The organism is Vibrio lentus, assembly GCF_030409755.1.
GTDB classification, from domain to species: Bacteria; Pseudomonadota; Gammaproteobacteria; order Enterobacterales; family Vibrionaceae; genus Vibrio; species Vibrio lentus.
The window spans coordinates 3,032,489-3,052,744 of record NZ_JAUFQE010000002.1; the positions used below are offsets into that span (position 1 = coordinate 3,032,489).

At 45.6% G+C, this 20,256-nt stretch carries 19 protein-coding genes; 13 read left to right on the forward strand and 6 right to left on the reverse strand.

Features of this window, described 5'->3' with window-relative positions; all coding sequences use genetic code 11:
- Nucleotides 1–6 precede the first annotated feature (6 nt).
- From QWZ07_RS22170 to QWZ07_RS22225, 12 genes are all read left to right on the forward strand, one after another.
- Nucleotides 7–888, forward strand: a complete 882-nt coding sequence (locus QWZ07_RS22170) for a ParB/RepB/Spo0J family partition protein (protein ID WP_017111745.1) — start codon at nucleotides 7–9, stop codon at nucleotides 886–888.
- A gap of 191 nt (nucleotides 889–1,079) precedes the next feature.
- The gene (locus QWZ07_RS22175; RefSeq protein WP_004735732.1) at nucleotides 1,080–1,469 is read left to right on the forward strand and encodes a F0F1 ATP synthase subunit I; all 390 of its coding nucleotides are present in this window, start codon (nucleotides 1,080–1,082) and stop codon (nucleotides 1,467–1,469) included.
- A gap of 8 nt (nucleotides 1,470–1,477) precedes the next feature.
- On the forward strand, nucleotides 1,478–2,275 hold the full coding sequence (atpB, locus tag QWZ07_RS22180; RefSeq protein WP_004735733.1) for a F0F1 ATP synthase subunit A: 798 nt from the start codon (nucleotides 1,478–1,480) through the stop codon (nucleotides 2,273–2,275).
- Between the two features lie 50 nt (nucleotides 2,276–2,325).
- Nucleotides 2,326–2,583: a F0F1 ATP synthase subunit C gene (gene atpE / locus QWZ07_RS22185; RefSeq protein WP_004735734.1), complete on the forward strand. Its 258-nt coding sequence runs from the start codon at nucleotides 2,326–2,328 to the stop codon at nucleotides 2,581–2,583.
- Nucleotides 2,584–2,641: 58 nt separating this feature from the next.
- Nucleotides 2,642–3,112 (forward strand): F0F1 ATP synthase subunit B, encoded by a 471-nt coding sequence (gene atpF, locus QWZ07_RS22190; protein ID WP_017077303.1) that lies wholly within the window; start codon nucleotides 2,642–2,644, stop codon nucleotides 3,110–3,112.
- 15 nt (nucleotides 3,113–3,127) lie between these two features.
- Nucleotides 3,128–3,661, forward strand: a complete 534-nt coding sequence (atpH, locus tag QWZ07_RS22195; RefSeq protein WP_017107529.1) for a F0F1 ATP synthase subunit delta — start codon at nucleotides 3,128–3,130, stop codon at nucleotides 3,659–3,661.
- A gap of 13 nt (nucleotides 3,662–3,674) precedes the next feature.
- Nucleotides 3,675–5,216, forward strand: a complete 1,542-nt coding sequence (gene atpA / locus QWZ07_RS22200; protein ID WP_192854248.1) for a F0F1 ATP synthase subunit alpha — start codon at nucleotides 3,675–3,677, stop codon at nucleotides 5,214–5,216.
- Nucleotides 5,217–5,264: 48 nt separating this feature from the next.
- Nucleotides 5,265–6,131 (forward strand): F0F1 ATP synthase subunit gamma, encoded by an 867-nt coding sequence (atpG, locus tag QWZ07_RS22205; protein ID WP_017107530.1) that lies wholly within the window; start codon nucleotides 5,265–5,267, stop codon nucleotides 6,129–6,131.
- A 34-nt stretch (nucleotides 6,132–6,165) separates the two neighbouring features.
- Nucleotides 6,166–7,569 (forward strand): F0F1 ATP synthase subunit beta, encoded by a 1,404-nt coding sequence (atpD, locus tag QWZ07_RS22210; protein ID WP_017107531.1) that lies wholly within the window; start codon nucleotides 6,166–6,168, stop codon nucleotides 7,567–7,569.
- Between the two features lie 18 nt (nucleotides 7,570–7,587).
- Nucleotides 7,588–8,010, forward strand: coding sequence for a F0F1 ATP synthase subunit epsilon (locus QWZ07_RS22215; RefSeq protein WP_017107532.1), 423 nt, complete (start codon nucleotides 7,588–7,590; stop codon nucleotides 8,008–8,010).
- A gap of 184 nt (nucleotides 8,011–8,194) precedes the next feature.
- Complete coding sequence (gene glmU / locus QWZ07_RS22220; RefSeq protein ID WP_065111974.1) at nucleotides 8,195–9,553, forward strand: bifunctional UDP-N-acetylglucosamine diphosphorylase/glucosamine-1-phosphate N-acetyltransferase GlmU; 1,359 nt, start codon at nucleotides 8,195–8,197, stop codon at nucleotides 9,551–9,553.
- 220 nt (nucleotides 9,554–9,773) lie between these two features.
- Nucleotides 9,774–11,378, forward strand: a complete 1,605-nt coding sequence (locus QWZ07_RS22225) for a sensor domain-containing diguanylate cyclase (protein WP_192854249.1) — start codon at nucleotides 9,774–9,776, stop codon at nucleotides 11,376–11,378.
- A 79-nt stretch (nucleotides 11,379–11,457) separates the two neighbouring features.
- On the opposite strand, the gene punC is transcribed toward QWZ07_RS22225, so the two are convergent.
- Complete coding sequence (gene punC, locus QWZ07_RS22230; protein ID WP_192854250.1) at nucleotides 11,458–12,669, reverse strand: purine nucleoside transporter PunC; 1,212 nt, start codon at nucleotides 12,667–12,669, stop codon at nucleotides 11,458–11,460.
- Between the two features lie 163 nt (nucleotides 12,670–12,832).
- Here punC and punR point away from each other — a divergent pair, with 163 nt between their 5' ends.
- The gene (punR, locus tag QWZ07_RS22235) at nucleotides 12,833–13,747 is read left to right on the forward strand and encodes a DNA-binding transcriptional activator PunR (protein WP_065104226.1); all 915 of its coding nucleotides are present in this window, start codon (nucleotides 12,833–12,835) and stop codon (nucleotides 13,745–13,747) included.
- A gap of 100 nt (nucleotides 13,748–13,847) precedes the next feature.
- On the opposite strand, the gene ilvA is transcribed toward punR, so the two are convergent.
- Genes ilvA through ilvG form a run of 5 tightly spaced genes read right to left on the reverse strand, consistent with a single transcriptional unit; the run spans nucleotide 13,848 to nucleotide 20,183 of the window.
- Nucleotides 13,848–15,392: a threonine ammonia-lyase, biosynthetic gene (gene ilvA / locus QWZ07_RS22240; RefSeq protein ID WP_192854251.1), complete on the reverse strand. Its 1,545-nt coding sequence runs from the start codon at nucleotides 15,390–15,392 to the stop codon at nucleotides 13,848–13,850.
- Between the two features lie 2 nt (nucleotides 15,393–15,394).
- Nucleotides 15,395–17,236: a dihydroxy-acid dehydratase gene (ilvD, locus tag QWZ07_RS22245; protein WP_192854252.1), complete on the reverse strand. Its 1,842-nt coding sequence runs from the start codon at nucleotides 17,234–17,236 to the stop codon at nucleotides 15,395–15,397.
- A 33-nt stretch (nucleotides 17,237–17,269) separates the two neighbouring features.
- Complete coding sequence (locus QWZ07_RS22250; RefSeq protein ID WP_017107538.1) at nucleotides 17,270–18,238, reverse strand: branched-chain amino acid transaminase; 969 nt, start codon at nucleotides 18,236–18,238, stop codon at nucleotides 17,270–17,272.
- A gap of 12 nt (nucleotides 18,239–18,250) precedes the next feature.
- A complete protein-coding gene (gene ilvM, locus QWZ07_RS22255; protein WP_017111739.1) occupies nucleotides 18,251–18,535 on the reverse strand; it encodes an acetolactate synthase 2 small subunit in 285 nt (94 codons plus the stop codon).
- A gap of 1 nt (nucleotide 18,536) precedes the next feature.
- Nucleotides 18,537–20,183, reverse strand: a complete 1,647-nt coding sequence (gene ilvG, locus QWZ07_RS22260) for an acetolactate synthase 2 catalytic subunit (protein ID WP_065104223.1) — start codon at nucleotides 20,181–20,183, stop codon at nucleotides 18,537–18,539.
- Nucleotides 20,184–20,256: the final 73 nt, after the last annotated feature.

Here is a 20,256-nt window from a genome sequence, read left to right on the forward strand (position 1 = left end):
CGCTCAATGTCTAAGCGTGGTTTAGGAAAAGGGCTAGATGCATTGCTTGCAACTAGCTCGTTGGCTCGTGAAAAACAACAAGTTGCTTCTCATAGCCAGGCTTTGTCTGCTGATGGAGAACTGATCGAGATTGCTGTTGGTTGTTTAAAGCCTGGTGTATATCAACCGCGTAAGGATATTGCGCCTGAAGCGCTAGAAGAGTTGGCTGCTTCAATCCAATCTCAAGGCATTATTCAGCCGATTGTTGTGCGCCATTTAACGCAGGACCAGTTTGAGATTATCGCTGGTGAACGTCGTTGGAGAGCCGCTCGTCAAGCCGGTCTTAAGCAGGTTCCATGCCTAGTTAAGAAAGTTGCAGATAAGGCAGCTATTGCTATGGCATTGATCGAGAATATTCAGCGTGAAGACCTGAATGTCATCGAGGAAGCGCAGGCTCTTGAACGTTTACAGAACGAATTTGAACTGACGCACCAGAAGGTAGCTGATGTGATAGGTAAATCTCGCGCAACCGTGAGTAACCTACTGCGTCTTAACCAATTGGCTGAGCCGGTAAAGGCGTTGGTCGTGTCAAAGCAGCTTGAAATGGGCCATGCTCGTGCATTATTAGCACTTGAAGGCGATGTTCAGGTAGAAGCGGCTAACACCGCGGCAAGCAAACAAATGACCGTGCGTCAAACTGAGCAACTCGTCAAAAAGTGCTTAAAACCAGAGGTTGAGTCTGAATCGAAGCCCGAGGACAAAGAAGCCATCGAACTTTCACGAAGACTCACGGAAAAATTGCAAGCAAACGTTTCAGTTACTCGTTCTGTTAGCGGTAAGTCAAAAGTGACAATTACTCTTGATGAGCCTCACAAATTAGAGCAACTTATTGCTAAACTAGAGTACTAAATGAGATAATTGATTTAGGTCAATTATGTAATAAACAAGTAATTTCGTACAAAAGTTGTCGGTTTGTATGCAAAAATGTAAATGATTGCTGCATTGTGATTGCAATCAATTTGGCTGAACGTATAATTTTCGCCAATTTCTCAGCACGCTTTGAAGCGAGTGGTAAAGTGGGCTTAAAGAGGAACGAATACATGGTAGCGGCGTTAGCAAGACCAGGACGAGTGCTTGCAAAGCAAATGTTATTGATCGAGCTTAGCGCGGTTATATTAGTGGCGATAGGGTTAGGTTTAGCTGTTAATCCTGATTGGGGTTTTGCTGCATTAATCGGTGGCGGTATTTTTGTCATCGCGAATGTAGTTTTTTGTGTGTGTGCTTTCCTATTTTGTGGAGCTCGCGCAACTAAGTTAGTTGCGGCGTCGTTCTATGCTGGTGAAGTGCTCAAAATCTTAATCACAGTTTTACTATTCTCTATTGTCTACATGTATATGCAGGTGGAATTAATTCCCCTCAAACTGACCTATTTACTGGTTCTAGGTATTAATATCTTTGCGCCAGTGCTTTTCATTAACAATAAAAAATAGGATGAGTTATGGCTGCGCCAACAGCATCCGGATACATTGAACACCATTTACAAAACCTTTCTTTAGCTAAGTTTGGTCTTGTAGAGGAAACAAGTTTCTGGAACGTACATATAGACAGTCTGTTTTTTTCTGTGCTGACAGGGGTGTTATTCCTTTGGGTTTTTCGCTCAGTCGCTAAGAAAGCAACAGTAGGTGTACCTGGTAAGCTTCAGTGTTTTGTTGAAATGGTAGTGGAATTCGTTGGCGACAACGTTAAAGAAACTTTCCATGGCCGCAATCCTCTGGTAGCTCCATTAGCACTGACTATATTCTGCTGGATTATCATAATGAACTTGATGGACTTAGTGCCTATCGATTTCTTACCGTATCCTGCAGAGCATTGGCTAGGTATCCCTTACTTGAAAGTGGTTCCTACAGCTGATGTAAATATAACAATGGCAATGGCTTTAGGTGTTTTTGCTCTGATGATCTACTACAGCATCAAAGTGAAAGGCTTGGGCGGATTTGCTAAAGAATTGGCACTGCATCCATTTAATCACCCAATCATGATTCCATTTAACTTGGTACTTGAGGTAATTTCGTTATTAGCGAAGCCACTATCTCTAGGTATGCGTTTATTTGGTAATATGTTTGCGGGTGAGGTGGTGTTTATTCTTATCGCGGCAATGCTACCGTGGTACTTACAATGGGTAGGTGCACTACCTTGGGCTATCTTCCATATCTTGGTTATTTTGATTCAAGCGTTTGTTTTCATGATGTTGACAATCGTTTATCTATCAATGGCCCATGAAGATAGTGATCACTAAAAAAATTTTTAAGCTTTATTCTAACTATTAATGTTAATCGGAGAACGTAAATGGAAACTGTACTAAGTTTTTCAGCAATCGCTGTTGCTATCATTGTTGGTCTTTGTGCCGTAGGTACTGCAATTGGTTTTGCTATTCTTGGTGGTAAATTCCTAGAAGGCGCTGCGCGTCAACCTGAAATGGCTCCAATGCTACAAGTTAAGATGTTCATCATCGCTGGTCTACTGGATGCTGTTCCAATGATCGGTATCGTAATCGCACTACTATTCACGTTTGCTAACCCATTTGTAAGTCAGCTAGCAGGCTAATTAACTCTCAATAGTTAATTAAATTTTTGTAGTTGATTCTTAACGAGGAGTAGCTGTTGTGAATATGAACGCAACTCTGTTAGGTCAAGCAATTGCTTTTTCGCTGTTTGTTTGGTTCTGCATGAAATATGTATGGCCACCAATTATGCAAGCAATTGAAGAACGTCAGAAAAAAATTGCTGACGGTCTTGTAGCCGCTGAACGCGCTGCTAAAGACTTGAACCTGGCACAAGCCAACGCTTCTGAGCAAATGAAGGAAGCGAAGCGCACTGCAACTGAGGTTATTGATCAGGCAAACAAACGTAAAGCTCAGATTATTGATGAAGCGCGCGAAGAGGCTCAGGCAGAACGCCAGAAGATCTTAACGCAAGCTGAAGCTGAAATTGAAGCTGAACGCACACGTGCCCGTGATGACCTGCGCAAACAAGTCGCAACTCTGGCTATAGCTGGTGCTGAGAAAATCCTTGAGCGTACTATCGATAAAGATGTACACAATGATCTTCTTAACAACATTACTGCAAAACTTTAAAGCAAGGGGCTGTATATGTCTGATTTGACTACAATCGCACGCCCCTATGCTAAAGCAGCGTTTGACTTTGCGGTGGATAAAGGTGAGCTAGACCAATGGGGTCAAATGCTTACTTTTGCTGCCGAAGTGGCACAAAATGATGATGTTCATAATTTATTAAGCAGTTCTATGACTGCTGAAAAGTTAGCTGAAGTATTCATTGTAATTTGTGGCGAACAATTTGATGAATTCGGTCAGAACTTAATTAAAGTGATGGCAGAGAATGGTCGTTTAATGGCCTTTCCTGATGTTTGCAAACAGTTCTTATTGCTTAAACAAGAGCATGAGAAAGAAATCGACGTTGAAGTAACTTCAGCCGTTGAGCTTTCTGAAGAACAACGTTCAAGCATCATCAGCAAATTGGAACTGCGCCTAGCGCGCAAAGTTCAGCTGAATTGCAGTATAGATGAGACTCTACTTAGTGGAGTTATTATTCGAGCCGGAGACCTAGTCATCGATAACTCAGCGCGCAGTCGTTTAGACCGCCTGAGCGATGCATTGCAGTCTTAATGGGGATTGGAGCATGCAACTTAATTCCACTGAAATTAGCGATCTAATTAAACAACGTATTGAATCTTTCGACGTTGTTAGTGAAGCTCGCAATGAAGGTACTATCGTTTCTGTAAGCGATGGCATCCTTAGCATCCACGGCCTAGCGGACGTGATGCAAGGTGAAATGATCGAACTACCGGGTGGCCGTTACGCGCTAGCACTAAACTTGAACCGTGATTCGGTTGGTGCTGTTGTAATGGGCCCGTATGCTGACCTACAGGAAGGCATGAAAGTTACAGGTACTGGTCGTATTCTTGAAGTACCAGTAGGTCCTGAAATGCTTGGTTGTGTTGTAAACACGCTAGGTGAGCCAATTGATGGTAAAGGTCCTATCGAAGCGAAATTAACTTCGCCTGTAGAAATTATCGCACCAGGTGTAATCGACCGTAAATCGGTAGATCAACCTGTTCAAACTGGTTACAAGTCAGTTGACTCAATGATCCCTATCGGTCGTGGTCAACGTGAACTAGTAATCGGTGACCGTCAGACTGGTAAAACAGCAATGGCGATCGATGCGATTATCAACCAGAAAGACTCTGGTATTTTCTCTATCTACGTAGCTATCGGCCAAAAAGCGTCGACTATTGCTAACGTAGTTCGCAAACTAGAAGAGCACGGCGCACTGGCTAACACTGTTGTTGTTGTTGCATCGGCTTCTGAATCTGCAGCGCTGCAATACCTTGCACCGTATGCTGGTTGTGCGATGGGTGAATACTTCCGTGATCGCGGCGAAGATGCACTGATTGTTTATGATGATCTATCTAAGCAAGCGGTAGCTTACCGTCAAATTTCACTACTACTTAAGCGTCCACCTGGCCGTGAAGCGTTCCCTGGTGATGTTTTCTACCTTCACTCTCGTCTACTAGAGCGTGCTGCTCGTGTAAGCGAAGCATACGTAGAAAAGTTCACTAACGGTGAAGTGACAGGCAAGACTGGTTCTTTAACTGCTCTACCTATCATCGAAACGCAAGCTGGTGACGTATCTGCATTCGTACCAACGAACGTAATCTCGATTACTGATGGTCAGATCTTCCTACAAACTGAACTATTCAACGCGGGCGTACGTCCAGCTGTTGACCCTGGTATCTCAGTTTCTCGTGTAGGTGGTTCGGCGCAGACTAAAATCATCAAGAAGCTATCTGGCGGTATCCGTACTGCTCTAGCTCAATACCGTGAACTTGCAGCATTTGCACAGTTCTCATCGGATCTTGATGAAGCGACCAAAAAGCAACTAGACCACGGTCAAAAAGTTACAGAACTGATGAAGCAGAAACAATATGCTCCTATGTCTGTATTTGACCAAGCTCTAGTAATCTTCGCTGCAGAGCGTGGATACCTTCAAGACGTAGAACTTTCTAAAGTTCTAGATTTTGAAGCTGCTTTACTGTCGTTTGCTCGTGGTCAATACGCTGATCTAGCAACACAGATCGACGCAACGGGTGCTTTCAACAAAGAAATCGAAGCTGAGCTGAAGAAGCTTGTTGACGATTTCAAGGCAACCCAGACCTGGTAATTGGTAGGTGGTCTTAGGGCCACCTCATACCATTAACGGAGAGTAACGATGGCCGGCGCAAAAGAGATACGTAATAAAATCGGTAGTGTTAAAAGCACACAGAAGATTACGAAAGCAATGGAAATGGTAGCAGCTTCAAAAATGCGTCGTTCTCAAGACGCAATGGAAGCTACTCGTCCATATGCAGAAACAATGCGTAAAGTGATCGGTCATTTGGCTAATGGTAGCCTCGAGTATAAGCATCCTTATCTTGAGGAACGTGAAGCCAAACGTGTTGGTTACATCATCGTTTCTACAGACCGTGGTCTTTGTGGTGGTTTGAACATTAACTTGTTCAAGAAAGCTATGAATGACATGAAAGATTGGTCTGAGAAAGGTGCTGATGTAGAGCTTGCAATTGTAGGTTCTAAAGCAACAGCATTTTTCAATAACAGCGGCGCGAAAGTAGCAGCTCAAGTTTCTGGTCTGGGCGATCGTCCAAGCCTTGAAGACTTGATTGGCTCTGTAAGCGTTATGCTGAAGAAATATGATGAAGGTGAATTGGATCGCCTGTTCGTAGTGTTTAACAGATTTGAAAACACTATGGTTCAAGAACCAACGATCGATCAATTACTTCCTTTGCCTAAATCAGACAGCGAAGACATGAAACGCGATCATGCTTGGGACTACATTTATGAGCCTGAGCCAAAACCATTACTAGATGCACTATTAGTTCGATACGTCGAATCTCAAGTGTATCAAGGTGTGGTAGAGAATCTTGCTTGTGAGCAAGCGGCTCGAATGATTGCAATGAAATCAGCAACAGATAACGCTGGTGACATTATTGATGACTTAGAACTTGTGTATAACAAAGCCCGTCAATCGGCGATTACACAAGAACTTTCTGAGATCGTTTCAGGCGCAGCTGCGGTTTAAGCTTAGGTAAAACTAAATAGTTAGAGGATTAACGATGGCTACAGGTAAGATCGTACAGATCATTGGTGCGGTAGTCGACGTAGAGTTCCCACAGGGCGAAGTACCTCGTGTATACGATGCTCTGAATGTTAATGAAGTGAAAGAGCGTCTAGTTCTTGAAGTTCAGCAACAACTTGGCGGTGGCGTAGTACGCGCAATCGTAATGGGTAGCTCTGATGGTTTACGTCGTGGTTTGACAGTTGAAAATACTGGCGCTCCAATCTCGGTACCAGTAGGTACTAAGACACTTGGTCGTATCATGAACGTCCTAGGTGACGCAATTGATGAGTGTGGTGAAATCGGTGCTGAAGAGCATTACGCAATTCACCGTGAAGCTCCAAGCTACGAAGAGCAGTCTAATGAGACTTCTCTTCTAGAAACTGGTGTTAAAGTAATCGACTTGATTTGTCCATTCGCTAAGGGTGGTAAAATCGGTCTATTCGGTGGTGCTGGTGTAGGTAAGACCGTTAACATGATGGAACTTATCAACAACATCGCACTTCAACACTCAGGCCTATCTGTATTTGCAGGTGTAGGTGAGCGTACTCGTGAAGGTAACGATTTCTACTTTGAGATGCAGGAAGCTGGTGTTGTAAACATCGAAAAACCTGAAGAATCAAAAGTAGCGATGGTTTACGGTCAGATGAACGAGCCACCAGGTAACCGTCTACGTGTTGCACTGACTGGTCTAACAATGGCAGAACGCTTCCGTGACGAAGGTCGTGACGTTCTACTGTTCGTTGATAACATCTACCGTTACACACTAGCAGGTACTGAAGTATCAGCACTTCTAGGTCGTATGCCTTCTGCGGTAGGTTACCAACCTACACTAGCTGAAGAAATGGGTGTTCTACAAGAGCGTATCACGTCAACTAAAGCTGGTTCTATCACGTCTGTACAGGCGGTATACGTACCTGCGGATGACTTGACTGACCCGTCTCCAGCAACAACGTTCGCTCACTTAGATGCAACGGTAGTACTTAACCGTAATATCGCATCTATGGGTCTATACCCAGCGATCGACCCGCTAGATTCTACTTCACGTCAACTGGATCCATTGGTAGTTGGACAAGAACACTACGACATCGCTCGTGGCGTTCAGTCTACACTTCAGCGCTATAAAGAGCTGAAAGATATCATTGCTATCCTAGGTATGGATGAGCTATCTGAAGAAGATAAGCAAGTCGTATCTCGTGCTCGTAAGATTGAGAAGTTCCTAACTCAGCCTTACCACGTAGCGGAAGTATTTACAGGTGACCCAGGCGTTTACGTACCTCTTAAAGAGACTCTACGTGGCTTCCAAGGTCTTCTATCTGGTGAATACGATGACATTCCAGAGCAAGCGTTCATGTACTGTGGTGCAATTGACGAAGCTATTGAGAATGCTAAGAAGCTATAAGGCTAACTAGGAGGCGATATGGCAGCAATAACCTTTCACCTAGACGTTGTAAGCGCAGAGAAACAACTTTTCTCTGGTCTTGTTGAAACGTTTCAGGTGACCGGTAGTGAGGGTGAGCTTGGTATTTTCCATGGTCACACTCCACTGCTGACCGCTATCAAGCCTGGTATGGTGCGTATTGTTAAGCAGCACGGCCACGAAGAAATCATTTATGTTTCTGGTGGTATGGTAGAAGTTCAACCTGGTACAGCGACTGTACTGGCTGATACGGCTATCCGTGGTGAAGAACTAGACGCAGCAAAGGCGGAAGAAGCTAAGCGCAAGGCTGTGGAGAATATCCAAAATCAGCATGGCGACATAGACTTCGCACAAGCGGCCGGTGAACTGGCTAAAGCCATTGCTCAGTTACGAGTTATCGAACTGACAAAACAGCGTCGCTAATCTTTTATAAGATTATAGACTCTGAGATAAAGGCGACCTAAGGGTCGCCTTTTTGCATTTTTGGATTCTCAAAAAATGCTTCTTTTACGTATCACTACTGGTTAAATGGTTATTGCGATTTAATTTTTTGGCCAAAAACGGTTACAATATCGGCTTAATAAAAATAACGTTGGATAGGTTTACAATGAAGTTTAGCGCGGTAATTCTCGCGGCGGGCAAAGGCACTCGCATGTATTCAAACACACCAAAGGTTCTGCACACGCTTGCAGGTAAGCCAATGGTGAAGCATGTTATTGATACATGTAATGGTCTAGGCGCTCAAAACATCAACCTGGTTTACGGCCACGGTGGTGATCAGATGAAAGCTATCTTAGCTGAAGAATCTGTAAATTGGGCACTGCAAGCTGAGCAGCTAGGTACAGGCCACGCTGTCGATCAAGCATCTGCACATTTCGCCGATGATGAAAAAGTATTAGTGTTATACGGTGATGTTCCACTGATCTCACCTGAAACCATTGAAAACCTATTAGACGCTCAACCAAACGGTGGTATAGCACTACTTACTGTCGTTCTAGATAACCCTATGGGTTACGGTCGTATCATTCGTCGCAATGGCCCTGTTGTGGCAATCGTTGAGCAGAAAGATGCAACCGATGAGCAGAAGCTTATCAAAGAGATCAACACCGGAGTTATGGTTGCAACAGGTGGTGATCTGAAGCGTTGGTTATCAGGCCTAAGCAATGACAACGCACAAGGTGAATACTACCTGACTGACGTTATTGCAGCCGCTCACGATGAAGGCCGTGCCGTTGAAGCTGTACACCCAGTAAGTCCGATTGAAGTGGAAGGCGTGAACGACCGTTCTCAACTGGCTCGTCTAGAGCGTGCTTACCAAGCTGAGCAAGCAGACAAGTTATTGAAGCAAGGCGTAATGCTGCGCGACCCAAGCCGCTTTGACCTACGTGGTGAGCTTCAATGTGGTATGGATGTTGAGATTGATACTAACGTAATCATTGAAGGCAGCGTAAGTATTGGTGATAACGTGGTTATCGGCACCGGTTGTGTACTGAAAGACTGTGAGATCGATGACAACACTATCGTTCGCCCATATAGCGTAATCGAAGGTGCGACAATTGGTGAAGACTGTACGGTTGGTCCATTCACTCGCTTACGTCCAGGTGCTGACATGCGTAACAATTCGCATGTAGGTAACTTTGTTGAAGTGAAGAACACTCGTCTTGGTGAGGGTTCTAAAGCGAATCACCTTACTTACCTAGGTGATGCTGAGATCGGTCAACGTGTAAATGTGGGTGCGGGTGCTATCACTTGTAACTACGATGGCGCGAACAAGTTTAAGACCATCATAGGCGATGACGTATTTGTTGGCTCTGATAGCCAATTAATCGCACCTGTTACTATTGGCAACGGCGCAACTGTCGGTGCAGGCTCAACGGTGACTCGTGATGTTTCAGAGAACGAGCTTGTTATTAGCCGTGCGAAAGAGCGTAAGATTGCTGATTGGAAACGTCCAACTAAAAAATAATCTCTAACGTCCAAAAGATACTCTTATGAAAGCCAGTAGCATCGCTACTGGCTTTTTTGTATCGGTCACTCACTGCTAACAAAATAATCAATTTGGCAATTGTATTTTTTTAATAGATTGTTAATATTCGGGCTATGGTTCGGTATAAATGGGTTGATGTACGGTGATATTGGTTGAAAAGAAATGGCAAACATTGCCGATCATTATTTTGTCTTTTTCAATGTTAATAGGTCTCTATGGCTTTTATGTAACGCTGGAAAAACTGGTTGTTGAAAATGAGCGTGATCACCTAGTTTCTTTGATGTCAGACGTTATCTATGAAATTCGCGAAGATAGTGAGTTATTTACGGTTGATATGGATGTCGATGATTACATCGGAGACTTAACGCAAGCCAACACTCGACTCCGAATCCAAGTGATAAGTCCCGATGGTGTCGTGATTGGTGATACAGATCTTTCAGACCATGCATTGGCTAGAGTCGAAAATCACGGTAACCGCCCTGAATTCAAGCAAGCCATTCAACAAGGTACCGGCAGTGATGTCCGTTTTAGTACCGTGACCTCCATCGACCGAATCTACTATTCAATGAAAGAGAGCATTAACGGGCAAGACTTCGTTATCGTGATCTCTTCGCCAATGCATCAACTGAAACAGATGAATTTCCAATTGATGGGGATTTTGGTTGGTATGGTATTGCTGAGTTTGAGTTTCTTGATTGGCACCTCATATGTGAGCAATCGCCAAATTGTTCATCGAGTGGAAGAAGAACAGAAGAAGCAAGATGAACGCATTCGCCAACGAACCCATGAAATTGAGTTGATGCACCGCCTCGCGAATATGCTTGCCGCGTGTAACAACATGGTGGAAGCACAACAGATCGTTTCGGATATCTTGCCGCGAATTCTCGGTAACGTGAACGGCAGTGTTTCTTTGATGCGCGCATCGCGTAACCAGCTGATCACTCAGCTTGACTGGGGAGAAGCGTGGCCAGGCAGCGCAAGCTTTGCGCCGGAAGAGTGTTGGTCATTACGTAAAGGTCGAGCGCACCAATCGAATGATGATTTCCATTCGTTGACTTGTGGGCACATGCACGAGATGGATAACAACCAAACGCTTTGTATTCCGTTGACGGCACACGGCAACACCATCGGTATTATGCACCTTTACTTCGGGGTGGGTGATATCAAGATTGACCCTATTACCGAGCAACTGGCTTTCAGTGTTTCAGAGCATTTAGGTTTAGCATTGGCTAACCTGAGCCTGCAAGAGAAGCTTCGCTCGCAAGCATTGAGCGATCCATTAACAGGCCTGTTTAACCGTCGTTTCTTCGAACAAAAATTGGAAGAACATTCGATGAACTCCGCCACCAGCGAGCAACCGTTATCATTGCTGATGCTCGATTTGGATCACTTTAAACGTTTTAATGACAACTTTGGCCATGATGCGGGTGATTTCGTATTGAAAGAGATCAGTGCACTACTCAAACAGAGTGTGAGTGAAGATGAGATCGCGTGCCGATTGGGTGGTGAGGAGTTAGCGATACTGCTTCCGCATTACTCGATGGAACAAGCTACGGAGTTTGGTCAGGTATTATGTGATGCGGTGCGTTCTATGCACCTTGAGCACAAAGGGCTTTCATTAGGACAGTTGGGCGTATCTATTGGTGTTGCCACCTATCCTAAGCCAGCATCTGATACTGAATCTTTGGTTAAGATGGCAGATAATGCGCTCTATATGGCCAAAGATATGGGCCGTAGCCGAGTGGTTAACTATGACGAATACAGTCGCCATAAAGCACCAGCATTGGAAGCCGTTGAAGTGTAATAGAAGCAGTATTTAAGTAACCGTAGATATAAAAAAAGAGCGAGTAATCTCGCTCTTTTTTGTTTTCTTAAGCTAGAAGCTAGTCTTGCTTGTCTTCTGCCACTACGCGAGAGTTATCTGGCGCAACAAAGTGGTCAGACAGTTCTTTGTTCGAAACGATGTAACCAATCCACAAAGTACCTAAGCAAATCACCACTGCAATACCCGTAGCGCTCAGTGCTTGGCTCGCCATTGCAGCAACGAGTGCGCTTGATAAGCTGCTAATGCTGATTTGAAGGCTGTTCTGTAGACCAGCTGCTGTTGCTGGACTCTGTTTTGCGCTTGATAGGGCACGGTTTACTACTATTGGGTAAAGTGCGCCGTTTGCTACTGCAATCAGACAGAACGGTGCCAGTAGAGGCCAAATTGACGTCAGTTCCCATTGTGATGCGATGAAAATCAGTAACGCAGCAACGCTAAACAAACCAATCAGGTTTCGTAATACGACACCATCACCGTACTTTTTCACTGCTTGCTTACCGAAGTAGCCACCAGCCATAAAGGCGATTGTCTGTGGAATGAAGCTCAAGCCAATGTCTTTTGCTTCATAACCTAGCTGAGCCATGATCTCTGGCATACCCGTTAGGTAAGCGAAGAACGCTGCTGACGCCGATGCAAACATCAACACATTGCCCATGTATGGCTTAGACTTAAGTAGCGTTTTAATATCAGTCTTGATCGATGTCTGTTTTACTTCCGGCGCTTCTTTTGGTTGAGCCATTGTCGTTGCGATCAACAATGCGCCCATTAGCGTCAATGTGATAAAGATACTGTGCCAACCAAAGCTGTCTGCTAGCAACACACCCAGTTGAGGTGCTAATGCTGGAGATAGCGCTACTAGAGGCATGATAGTCGCAAAAATTTGCTGGCTACTGCTCTGAGAGTAACGCTTGATAACCATTGCTTGCCAAATTACAGCTGGCGCACATACACCGATCGCTTGAATGAAGCGTAGTGTCAGTAGATGCCATACTTCGGTACTGAATGCTAAGCCAAATGAAGCGGCGGTGAATATTACTAGACCGACTGCCAGCGTATTGCGGTGACCATATTTGTCACTTGCTAGGCCCCAAAGAAGCTGGCCTAGTGCCATACCGCCAAGGAATACGGTTAGAGACAAGGCGATCTGCTCTGGTCCGGTTGCAAAGTCGACTTCCATTGCTTTAAACGCTGGAAGGTACATATCAGTCGCGATGAAACCAAGCATTGAAAGTACTGCAAGGTAGACCAATTGAAATTTAGAAATATTCATAAGATGCCATTAAGCTAAAAGTAGTGATGTTTTTATCATCAAAAAAATTGTTAGATAATCAGGAGTTAAAGTCCCTGTTTATTTATGCTGACATTCTATTTTTCAGAACTGATAAAATAAAACGCTAAAATATGTAGTTATCAATCAAAAAATTTGAAGGCTTATGTTCTCTAAATCCTCGTTAGAAATGCTTGATACCGTTGCTCGCTTGGGCAGCTTTACTGCGGCTGCAGAGCAATTGCACAAAGTACCATCGGCGATCAGCTATGGGGTTAGGCAGGTAGAGCAAGAGCTTGATGTTTTACTTTTCAGACGCTTACCAAGAAAAGTAGAGCTGACGCCCGCTGGGGAGCTGTTTATTGAAGAGGCTCGCCAACTGCTGAGGCAAATGGAAGAACTCAGTGCACAAACTCGCCGCGCTGCTCGTGGTTGGAAGAAAACCTTACGTCTAACCCTTGATAACGTGGTTAAGCTCGACAAGATGAAGCCAATGATTGAAGAGTTTTATCAAACCTTTGAGTTTGCTGAACTTCAGATCAACATGGAAGTGTTTAACGGTTCTTGGGAAGCCATAGCACAGGGCAGGGCGGATATTGTGATTGGCGCTACTTCGGCGATTCCGGTTGGCGGTGACTTTGAAGTTAAGGATATGGGGCGGTTAGATTGGGCATTTGTGATGTCACCCAGTCACCCTTGTGTGCGAGAACAAAACCTCAATGAAGCCTTTGTCAGTCAATATCCAGCGATCTGTTTGGATGATACCTCCAGCGTGCTGCCTAAGCGTCACACTGGCCATTATGCAAGTCAGAGACGTCTTCTATTACCTAACTGGTACAGCGCAATAGAGTGTCTTAAAAATGGTGTAGGGGTGGGTTACATGCCAAGGCATATCGCCGCACCTATTATTGAGCAAGGTTTGCTGGTGGAAAAAATATTACCTGAGCCAAGCCCGCAGAGTCATTGTTGCTTAGTGTGGCGTAAAGACGACAACCATAAGTTGATCGAGTGGATGGTTAAGTATTTAGGATCGAGTGAACAGCTTCATCAAGATTGGTTGGATCATCGCAAAGCGATCTAATGATGCGATCCGTTGAAGATCATTCGGGTTAGGTTTGAATCCGTCCAATAAAAAGAGCGAGTTATGATAACTCGCTCTTTTTGATGCTTAGGCCGAACTCTTAAGACAAGAAAAACTTGTAGGAAGGGTTATCGGTTTCATCTTTGCATTGGTAACCGAGTTCTTCTAAATGTGTAGAGAACTGAGCTAAGTCGTCATCACCGAGTTCAAAACCACACAGCACACGACCGTAGTCAGCACCATGGTTACGATAGTTGAACAAGCTGATATTCCAGTGAGTCCCTAAGGTATCAAGGAATTTAATCAATGCCCCTGGGTATTCAGGGAACTCAAAGCTGTAAAGACGCTCTTTCAATGGCTTCGATGGTTTGCCGCCAATCATGTAACGAATATGAAGTTTTGCCATCTCGTCATCAGACAAGTCGACAACCGCGTAGTCACCCTCACGTAAGTCATTGATGATGTGTTCGAGTTCTTCTTGTCCACCTTGTAGACGTACACCAACGAAGATATTCGCCAGGCTTTCGTCGTTGTGGCGGTAGTTAAACTCAGTCACCGCTCGACCACCAATAATGTTACAGAACTCTAGGAACGCACCTTGTCGCTCTGGAATCGTCACCGCAAGCAGGCCTTCTCGCTTCTCACCTAATTCACAACGCTCAGAGACATAACGCAGACCGTGGAAGTTGGTGTTAGCACCAGACAGTACCGTTGCCAGTTGCTTACCTTGCAGTTGGTTTTGTTCTGCAAACTTCTTAAGGCCTGCCAGAGCAAGCGCTCCTGAAGGCTCAGCAATTGCACGGGTGTCTTCAAAGATGTCCTTTACCGCAGAGCAGATTTCATCGCTAGAGACTGTAATATGACCATCAATGTACTGTTGGCAAAGACGGAAGGTTTCTTCACCAATGCGTTTAACCGCAACACCATCAGCAAACATGCTGACCTGATCCAGTACCACTGGTTCACCCGCATCCAGTGCTGCTTTCAAGCAAGCCGAGTCTTCAGGCTCTACCGCAATCACTTTAATCTCTGGCATCAGTTGTTTGATAAGCACTGCAACACCAGCGGCTAAGCCACCACCACCAACCGGCACAAATATATAATCCATGTGACCGTTTTGCTGCAGCATCTCCATGCCCATAGTACCTTGCCCTGCAATCACCAGTGGGTGATCGAAAGGAGGTACAAAGGTGAAGCCATGTTCAGCCGATAGGCGTTCCGCTTCCGCTTTCGCTTCATCGAAATTACTACCGTGCAGAACCACTTTGCCACCAAATCCGCGTACCGCATCAACCTTGATATCCGGCGTTGTTTTTGGCATCACGATCGTGGTTTGAATACCCAGCTTAGAACCGGACAGCGCCATACCTTGTGCGTGGTTTCCTGCTGATGCTGCAATCACACCTGCGGCTTTCTGTTGTTCAGAAAGGCTTGATACCATGTTGTAAGCACCGCGCAGCTTAAACGAGTGTACCGGCTGACGGTCTTCTCGTTTAAGCTGAACCTGATTACCGATACGAGCGCTTAAGCGTGGCATATCTTGCAGAGGTGTCACGATTGCCGCTTCGTAAACCGGTGCTCTCAGGATCTGGCGCAGATAATCTGCGCCACTTTGTTTTTTGGGACTGGAGGTGTCGTCACTCATAGTTAGCCCTCAAGCTTAGACTTATCACGTACAGCGCCTTTGTCGGCACTGGTTGCCATGCTCGCGTAAGCTTTGAGTGCGAATGACACTTCACGCTGACGGTTTTCTGGTTTCCAGCCTAATGCATCTTGTTTAACGCGACGTGCTTCAAGCTCTGCTTCAGGCACATAAAGCGTGATTGAACGGCTAGGGATGTCGATAGTGATGATATCGCCCGTGTTAACTAGACCAATCACACCGCCACTTGCTGCTTCTGGAGACGCGTGACCGATAGACAGACCTGATGTACCACCAGAGAAACGACCATCGGTTAGAAGAGCACAAGACTTGCCTAGACCCATAGATTTTAGGTAAGTCGTTGGGTACAGCATTTCTTGCATACCTGGACCACCTTTAGGGCCTTCGTAGCGAATAACCACGACTTCGCCAGCTTTAACTTTACCCGCTAAGATACCTTCTACCGCTGTATCTTGGCTTTCAAATACGATTGCTGGACCTTGGAATTTAAGGTTTTCTTCATCAACACCCGCAGTCTTAACGATACAACCATCAACCGCGATGTTACCTGAAAGTACCGCTAGGCCACCTTCTTGGCTGAATGCGTTTTCTTTGGTACGAATACAACCATCTTTGCGATCGTCATCAAGGCGATCCCAACGACAATCTTGTGAGAAAGCTTTAGTTGTACGGATGCCCGCAGGGCCAGCGCGGAAGAACTTAAGCACGGCTTCGTCTTCTGTCTGCATGATGTCGTACTGTGCAAGTTGCTCTTGCATGCTTAGACCAAGCACGGTGCGAGTTTGGTTGTTCAATAGACCTGCACGGTCAAGCTCACCAAGGATAGCCATTACGCCACCAGCACGGTGAACATCTTCCATGTGGTACTTCGGTGTTGAAGGCGCCACTTTACATAGGTGTGGAACACGGCGAGACATCGCATCGATATCATCCATATCGAAATCAATGTCGCCTTCTTGAGCAGCCGCTAAAAGGTGAAGAACAGTGTTACTAGAACCACCCATTGCGATATCAAGCGCCATCGCATTATCGAAAGCAGCGCGGTTTGCGATGTTGCGTGGCAGTGCTGACTCGTCGTCTTGCTCGTAGTAACGCTTGGTTAGATCAACGATGCGCTTACCGGCATTGATGAACAGTTCTTCGCGGTCTGCGTGTGTCGCCAGCATAGAACCGTTACCAGGCTGAGATAGACCAAGTGCTTCTGTTAGGCAGTTCATTGAGTTTGCTGTGAACATACCTGAACATGAACCACAGGTTGGACATGCTGAACGTTCTACTTGCTCACTTTGCTCATCAGAAATTGTTGGATCGGCACCCTGAATCATCGCGTCAACAAGATCGAGCTTGATGATTTGATCTGAAAGCTTGGTTTTACCTGCTTCCATTGGGCCGCCTGATACAAAGATCACTGGGATGTTAAGGCGCATTGCGGCCATCATCATCCCCGGAGTGATTTTGTCACAGTTAGAGATACACACCATCGCATCCGCACAGTGTGCATTGACCATGTATTCTACTGAGTCTGCAATAAGCTCACGTGATGGCAGTGAATACAGCATGCCGCCGTGGCCCATTGCGATACCATCATCGACTGCGATGGTATTGAATTCTTTAGCGATACCGCCCGCTTTCTCGATTTCACCCGCAACCAGTTGACCCATATCTTTAAGGTGAACGTGGCCTGGTACGAATTGAGTGAAAGAGTTTACAACCGCGATGATTGGCTTACCGAAGTCATCATCTTTAACGCCAGTTGCACGCCATAAAGCGCGCGCACCAGCCATGTTGCGTCCGTGGGTAGTCGTTGCTGAACGATAGATTGGCATTGCTTAAATCCTTATAAAATATTTGGCTGTTGCTTACTTAGTTGTTTGTGTTTGGTTATCTGACGTGTGGTCTGCTGGATAAACGTAATCTAACCAGCCCCACTTATCTTCAGTAGTGCCATTAAATAAACCAAAGTAAGCTGCTTGAACTTTTTCAGTGATAGGACCGCGTTTGCCTTCACCTACTGTAATTTTATCTACGCTGCGAACCGGAACGATTTCTGCTGCTGTACCTGTCATGAAGACTTCATCGGCAAGGTATAGCGCTTCACGAGCAATGTTCTCTTCACGGATTTCATAACCCATATCTTTTGCTAGCGTCATGATCGAGTCACGAGTGATACCTGGCAGAATCGCGCTGGTTGCTGGTGGCGTAGAGAGAATGCCGTTACGAATAACAAAAATGTTCTCGCCCGCTCCCTCTGAAAGGTAACCATCAACACTTAGGGCAATGCCTTCATCATAACCATGACGACGAGCTTCACCGCCCACTAGCAGTGATGATAGGTAGTTACCACCAGCCTTTGCTGAGGTTGGGATAGTATTTGGCGCTGCACGGTTCCAGCTTGAGATCATCGCATCTACGCCATTTTCTAGCGCTTCTTCACCAAGGTAAGAACCCCATGGGAAAGCGGCGATGATCAGATCCATTTCTGTGTTTTCAGGAGGGCAAACACCTAAACCAACGTTGCCGACAAAGCCGAGAGGGCGTATGTACGCTGACTCTAGCTTATTTTGGCGTAGCGTTTCGCGAGTCGCTTCCATAATCTCTTCCTCAGTGAAAGGAATTGGGAAGCGGTAGATTTTCGCTGAGTCTTTTAGGCGTCTTGCATGCTCTGGGTGACGGAAGATAACCGGACCCTTTGGCGTGTTGTAGCAACGAACGCCTTCAAATACAGAAGTACCGTAGTGCATTGCATGAGTCAGGACGTGAACGTTCGCCTCTGCCCAAGGAACCATTTCACCGTTAAACCAAATATAGTCTGCTGTTTTAGCTGTCATGTTTGCGGTTCCTTATGCACTTATTTTTTGTTGTAAGTTATTGTTTGGCAATTCATTACGACTGATAGAAATAACGTCAACGGTACGTACATCCCACAGCTTTTCGATCTGATTAACTAAGAAAGAAATCGGGCGGTCACTGTCGACAATGATCTCAACGCTCGCGACTTTGCTTTCGTGGTTTTGGGTGCCAGCCACTTGCTTAACGATGAAGCCACGGTGGCGAATAACACGAAGAACACGTTCTAACAGTACTGGTTTATCATCGGCTTTGATGTCTAATAAGTATCTTTTCATGTTATGTGTTCTCCAACATTTCGCTGTTTGAAGCACCTGGCGGTACTAGTGGCCATACGTTTTCTTCTTCGTCGATAAGGACATGAAGTAGGTAAGCGGTTTTGCTCTCAAGCATCTCTTTCAATGCTGGTTCTACTTCTTCTTTACGCGTGATGGTTTTGCCCGGGATATCGAACGCTTTTGCCAGCATGACGAAATCTGGGTTGTCATCCAAGATAGTTTCACTGTGTCGACCATCAAAGAACAGAGATTGCCATTGGCGAACCATGCCTAAACGGGAGTTGTTAAGCAGCACCATCTTCACTGGGATTTGGCGACGCTTCAGCGTACCAAGCTCTTGCACGTTCATCATGAATGAACCGTCGCCTGAGATAAGTATAGATTGGTCATCAGGACGGCCAACCGATGCTCCCATAGCTGCAGGTAGGCCAAAGCCCATCGTGCCTAAGCCCGCTGAAGTGATGAAGTTTTGTGGATCGCGAGGTTGAATATGCTGAGCTGCCCACATCTGATGTTGGCCAACATCGGTTGAAACCATAGAACTCGCAGGCATCATGTCTGACAGTTGTTTCAACAACAAAGGTGCGAAGATAAGGTCGCCTGGGTGGTCGTAGCGCCACTTGAATGAGCTGCGTAGCCCTTCAGAGTGGTGAACCCAAGAAGAGATGTCTTGGCTTAGTTCCAGTTGAGGCATGATCTTGTTGATGTCACCGCGAATAGGCGCATTGGCCAGACGCAGTTTACTAAACTCTGCCGCATCGATATCGATATGGATAACTTTCGCGTGTGGTGCAAAGGTATCGAGCTTACCGGTAACTCGGTCATCAAAACGAGCGCCAACAACAATCAACAGGTCACTTTCTTGAACCACTAGGTTAGCGGCTTTGGTGCCGTGCATACCCAGCATACCCAAGTAGTGTGGGTCGTCACGTTCAATGGTGCCTAAGCCTTTTAGTGTGCTTACTGCAGGCATTGGATTTAGACGTAAAAACTCACGAACTGCATCGGTTGCTTTCGCCAGTTGAACGCCACCACCTACGTATAAAACAGGACGAGTCGCTTGAGACAAGAAGTACTGAGCTTGTTCAATAGCATCCGTTGTCACAACAGGAATGGCTGGTGGTGTAAATTCAGGAAGAATTTTTACAGGGGACTCTGCTAGCTGAACATCTTTAGCGATATCGACAATAACCGGACCGGGACGCCCTGCTTTTGCAACGATAAATGCTTCAGCCAGTGTTGGAGCAAGATCTTCAATATCGGTAACGAGGTAACTGTGTTTAGTACATGACAGAGACATACCAATCACATCCATTTCTTGGAATGCATCGGTACCAATGTGGGAGCTAGCGACTTGACCAGTGATAGCGACGAGTGGGATGGAGTCCATAAAGGCATCAGCAAGACCTGTGACTAGGTTAGTCGCGCCTGGGCCTGAGGTTGCCATACAAACAGCGACGTCTTGTGTTGCTCGTGCCATACCGATAGCAGCCATTGCAGCACCTTGCTCATGGCGACACAGGATATGCTCAACCCCGCCGTCATAAAGTGCGTCGTAGATTGGCATGATGGCACCACCTGGGTAACCAAATACGGTTTTAATACCCTGCTGTTTTAGTGCGGATACAACTAGTTCTGCGCCTTTCATCGGAATTTCCCCGTATTACCTATATTTTGGTAACTGTTTCCATTGTCTATGCACATCTTGTGCTCCCATTCTT

Bases quoted from the DNA above. Each gene is read 5' to 3' on its own strand.
- QWZ07_RS22170 (WP_017111745.1), top strand. From the start codon at position 7: ATGTCTAAGCGTGGTTTAGGAAAAGGGCTAGATGCATTGCTTGCAACT.
- QWZ07_RS22175 (WP_004735732.1), top strand. From the start codon at position 1,080: ATGGTAGCGGCGTTAGCAAGACCAGGACGAGTGCTTGCAAAGCAAATG.
- atpB (WP_004735733.1), top strand. From the start codon at position 1,478: ATGGCTGCGCCAACAGCATCCGGATACATTGAACACCATTTACAAAAC.
- atpE (WP_004735734.1), top strand. From the start codon at position 2,326: ATGGAAACTGTACTAAGTTTTTCAGCAATCGCTGTTGCTATCATTGTT.
- atpH (WP_017107529.1), top strand. From the start codon at position 3,128: ATGTCTGATTTGACTACAATCGCACGCCCCTATGCTAAAGCAGCGTTT.
- atpA (WP_192854248.1), top strand. From the start codon at position 3,675: ATGCAACTTAATTCCACTGAAATTAGCGATCTAATTAAACAACGTATT.
- atpG (WP_017107530.1), top strand. From the start codon at position 5,265: ATGGCCGGCGCAAAAGAGATACGTAATAAAATCGGTAGTGTTAAAAGC.
- atpD (WP_017107531.1), top strand. From the start codon at position 6,166: ATGGCTACAGGTAAGATCGTACAGATCATTGGTGCGGTAGTCGACGTA.
- QWZ07_RS22215 (WP_017107532.1), top strand. From the start codon at position 7,588: ATGGCAGCAATAACCTTTCACCTAGACGTTGTAAGCGCAGAGAAACAA.
- glmU (WP_065111974.1), top strand. From the start codon at position 8,195: ATGAAGTTTAGCGCGGTAATTCTCGCGGCGGGCAAAGGCACTCGCATG.
- QWZ07_RS22225 (WP_192854249.1), top strand. From the start codon at position 9,774: ATGTTAATAGGTCTCTATGGCTTTTATGTAACGCTGGAAAAACTGGTT.
- punC (WP_192854250.1), bottom strand. From the start codon at position 12,669: ATGAATATTTCTAAATTTCAATTGGTCTACCTTGCAGTACTTTCAATG.
- punR (WP_065104226.1), top strand. From the start codon at position 12,833: ATGTTCTCTAAATCCTCGTTAGAAATGCTTGATACCGTTGCTCGCTTG.
- ilvA (WP_192854251.1), bottom strand. From the start codon at position 15,392: ATGAGTGACGACACCTCCAGTCCCAAAAAACAAAGTGGCGCAGATTAT.
- ilvD (WP_192854252.1), bottom strand. From the start codon at position 17,236: ATGCCAATCTATCGTTCAGCAACGACTACCCACGGACGCAACATGGCT.
- QWZ07_RS22250 (WP_017107538.1), bottom strand. From the start codon at position 18,238: ATGACAGCTAAAACAGCAGACTATATTTGGTTTAACGGTGAAATGGTT.
- ilvM (WP_017111739.1), bottom strand. From the start codon at position 18,535: ATGAAAAGATACTTATTAGACATCAAAGCCGATGATAAACCAGTACTG.
- ilvG (WP_065104223.1), bottom strand. From the start codon at position 20,183: ATGAAAGGCGCAGAACTAGTTGTATCCGCACTAAAACAGCAGGGTATT.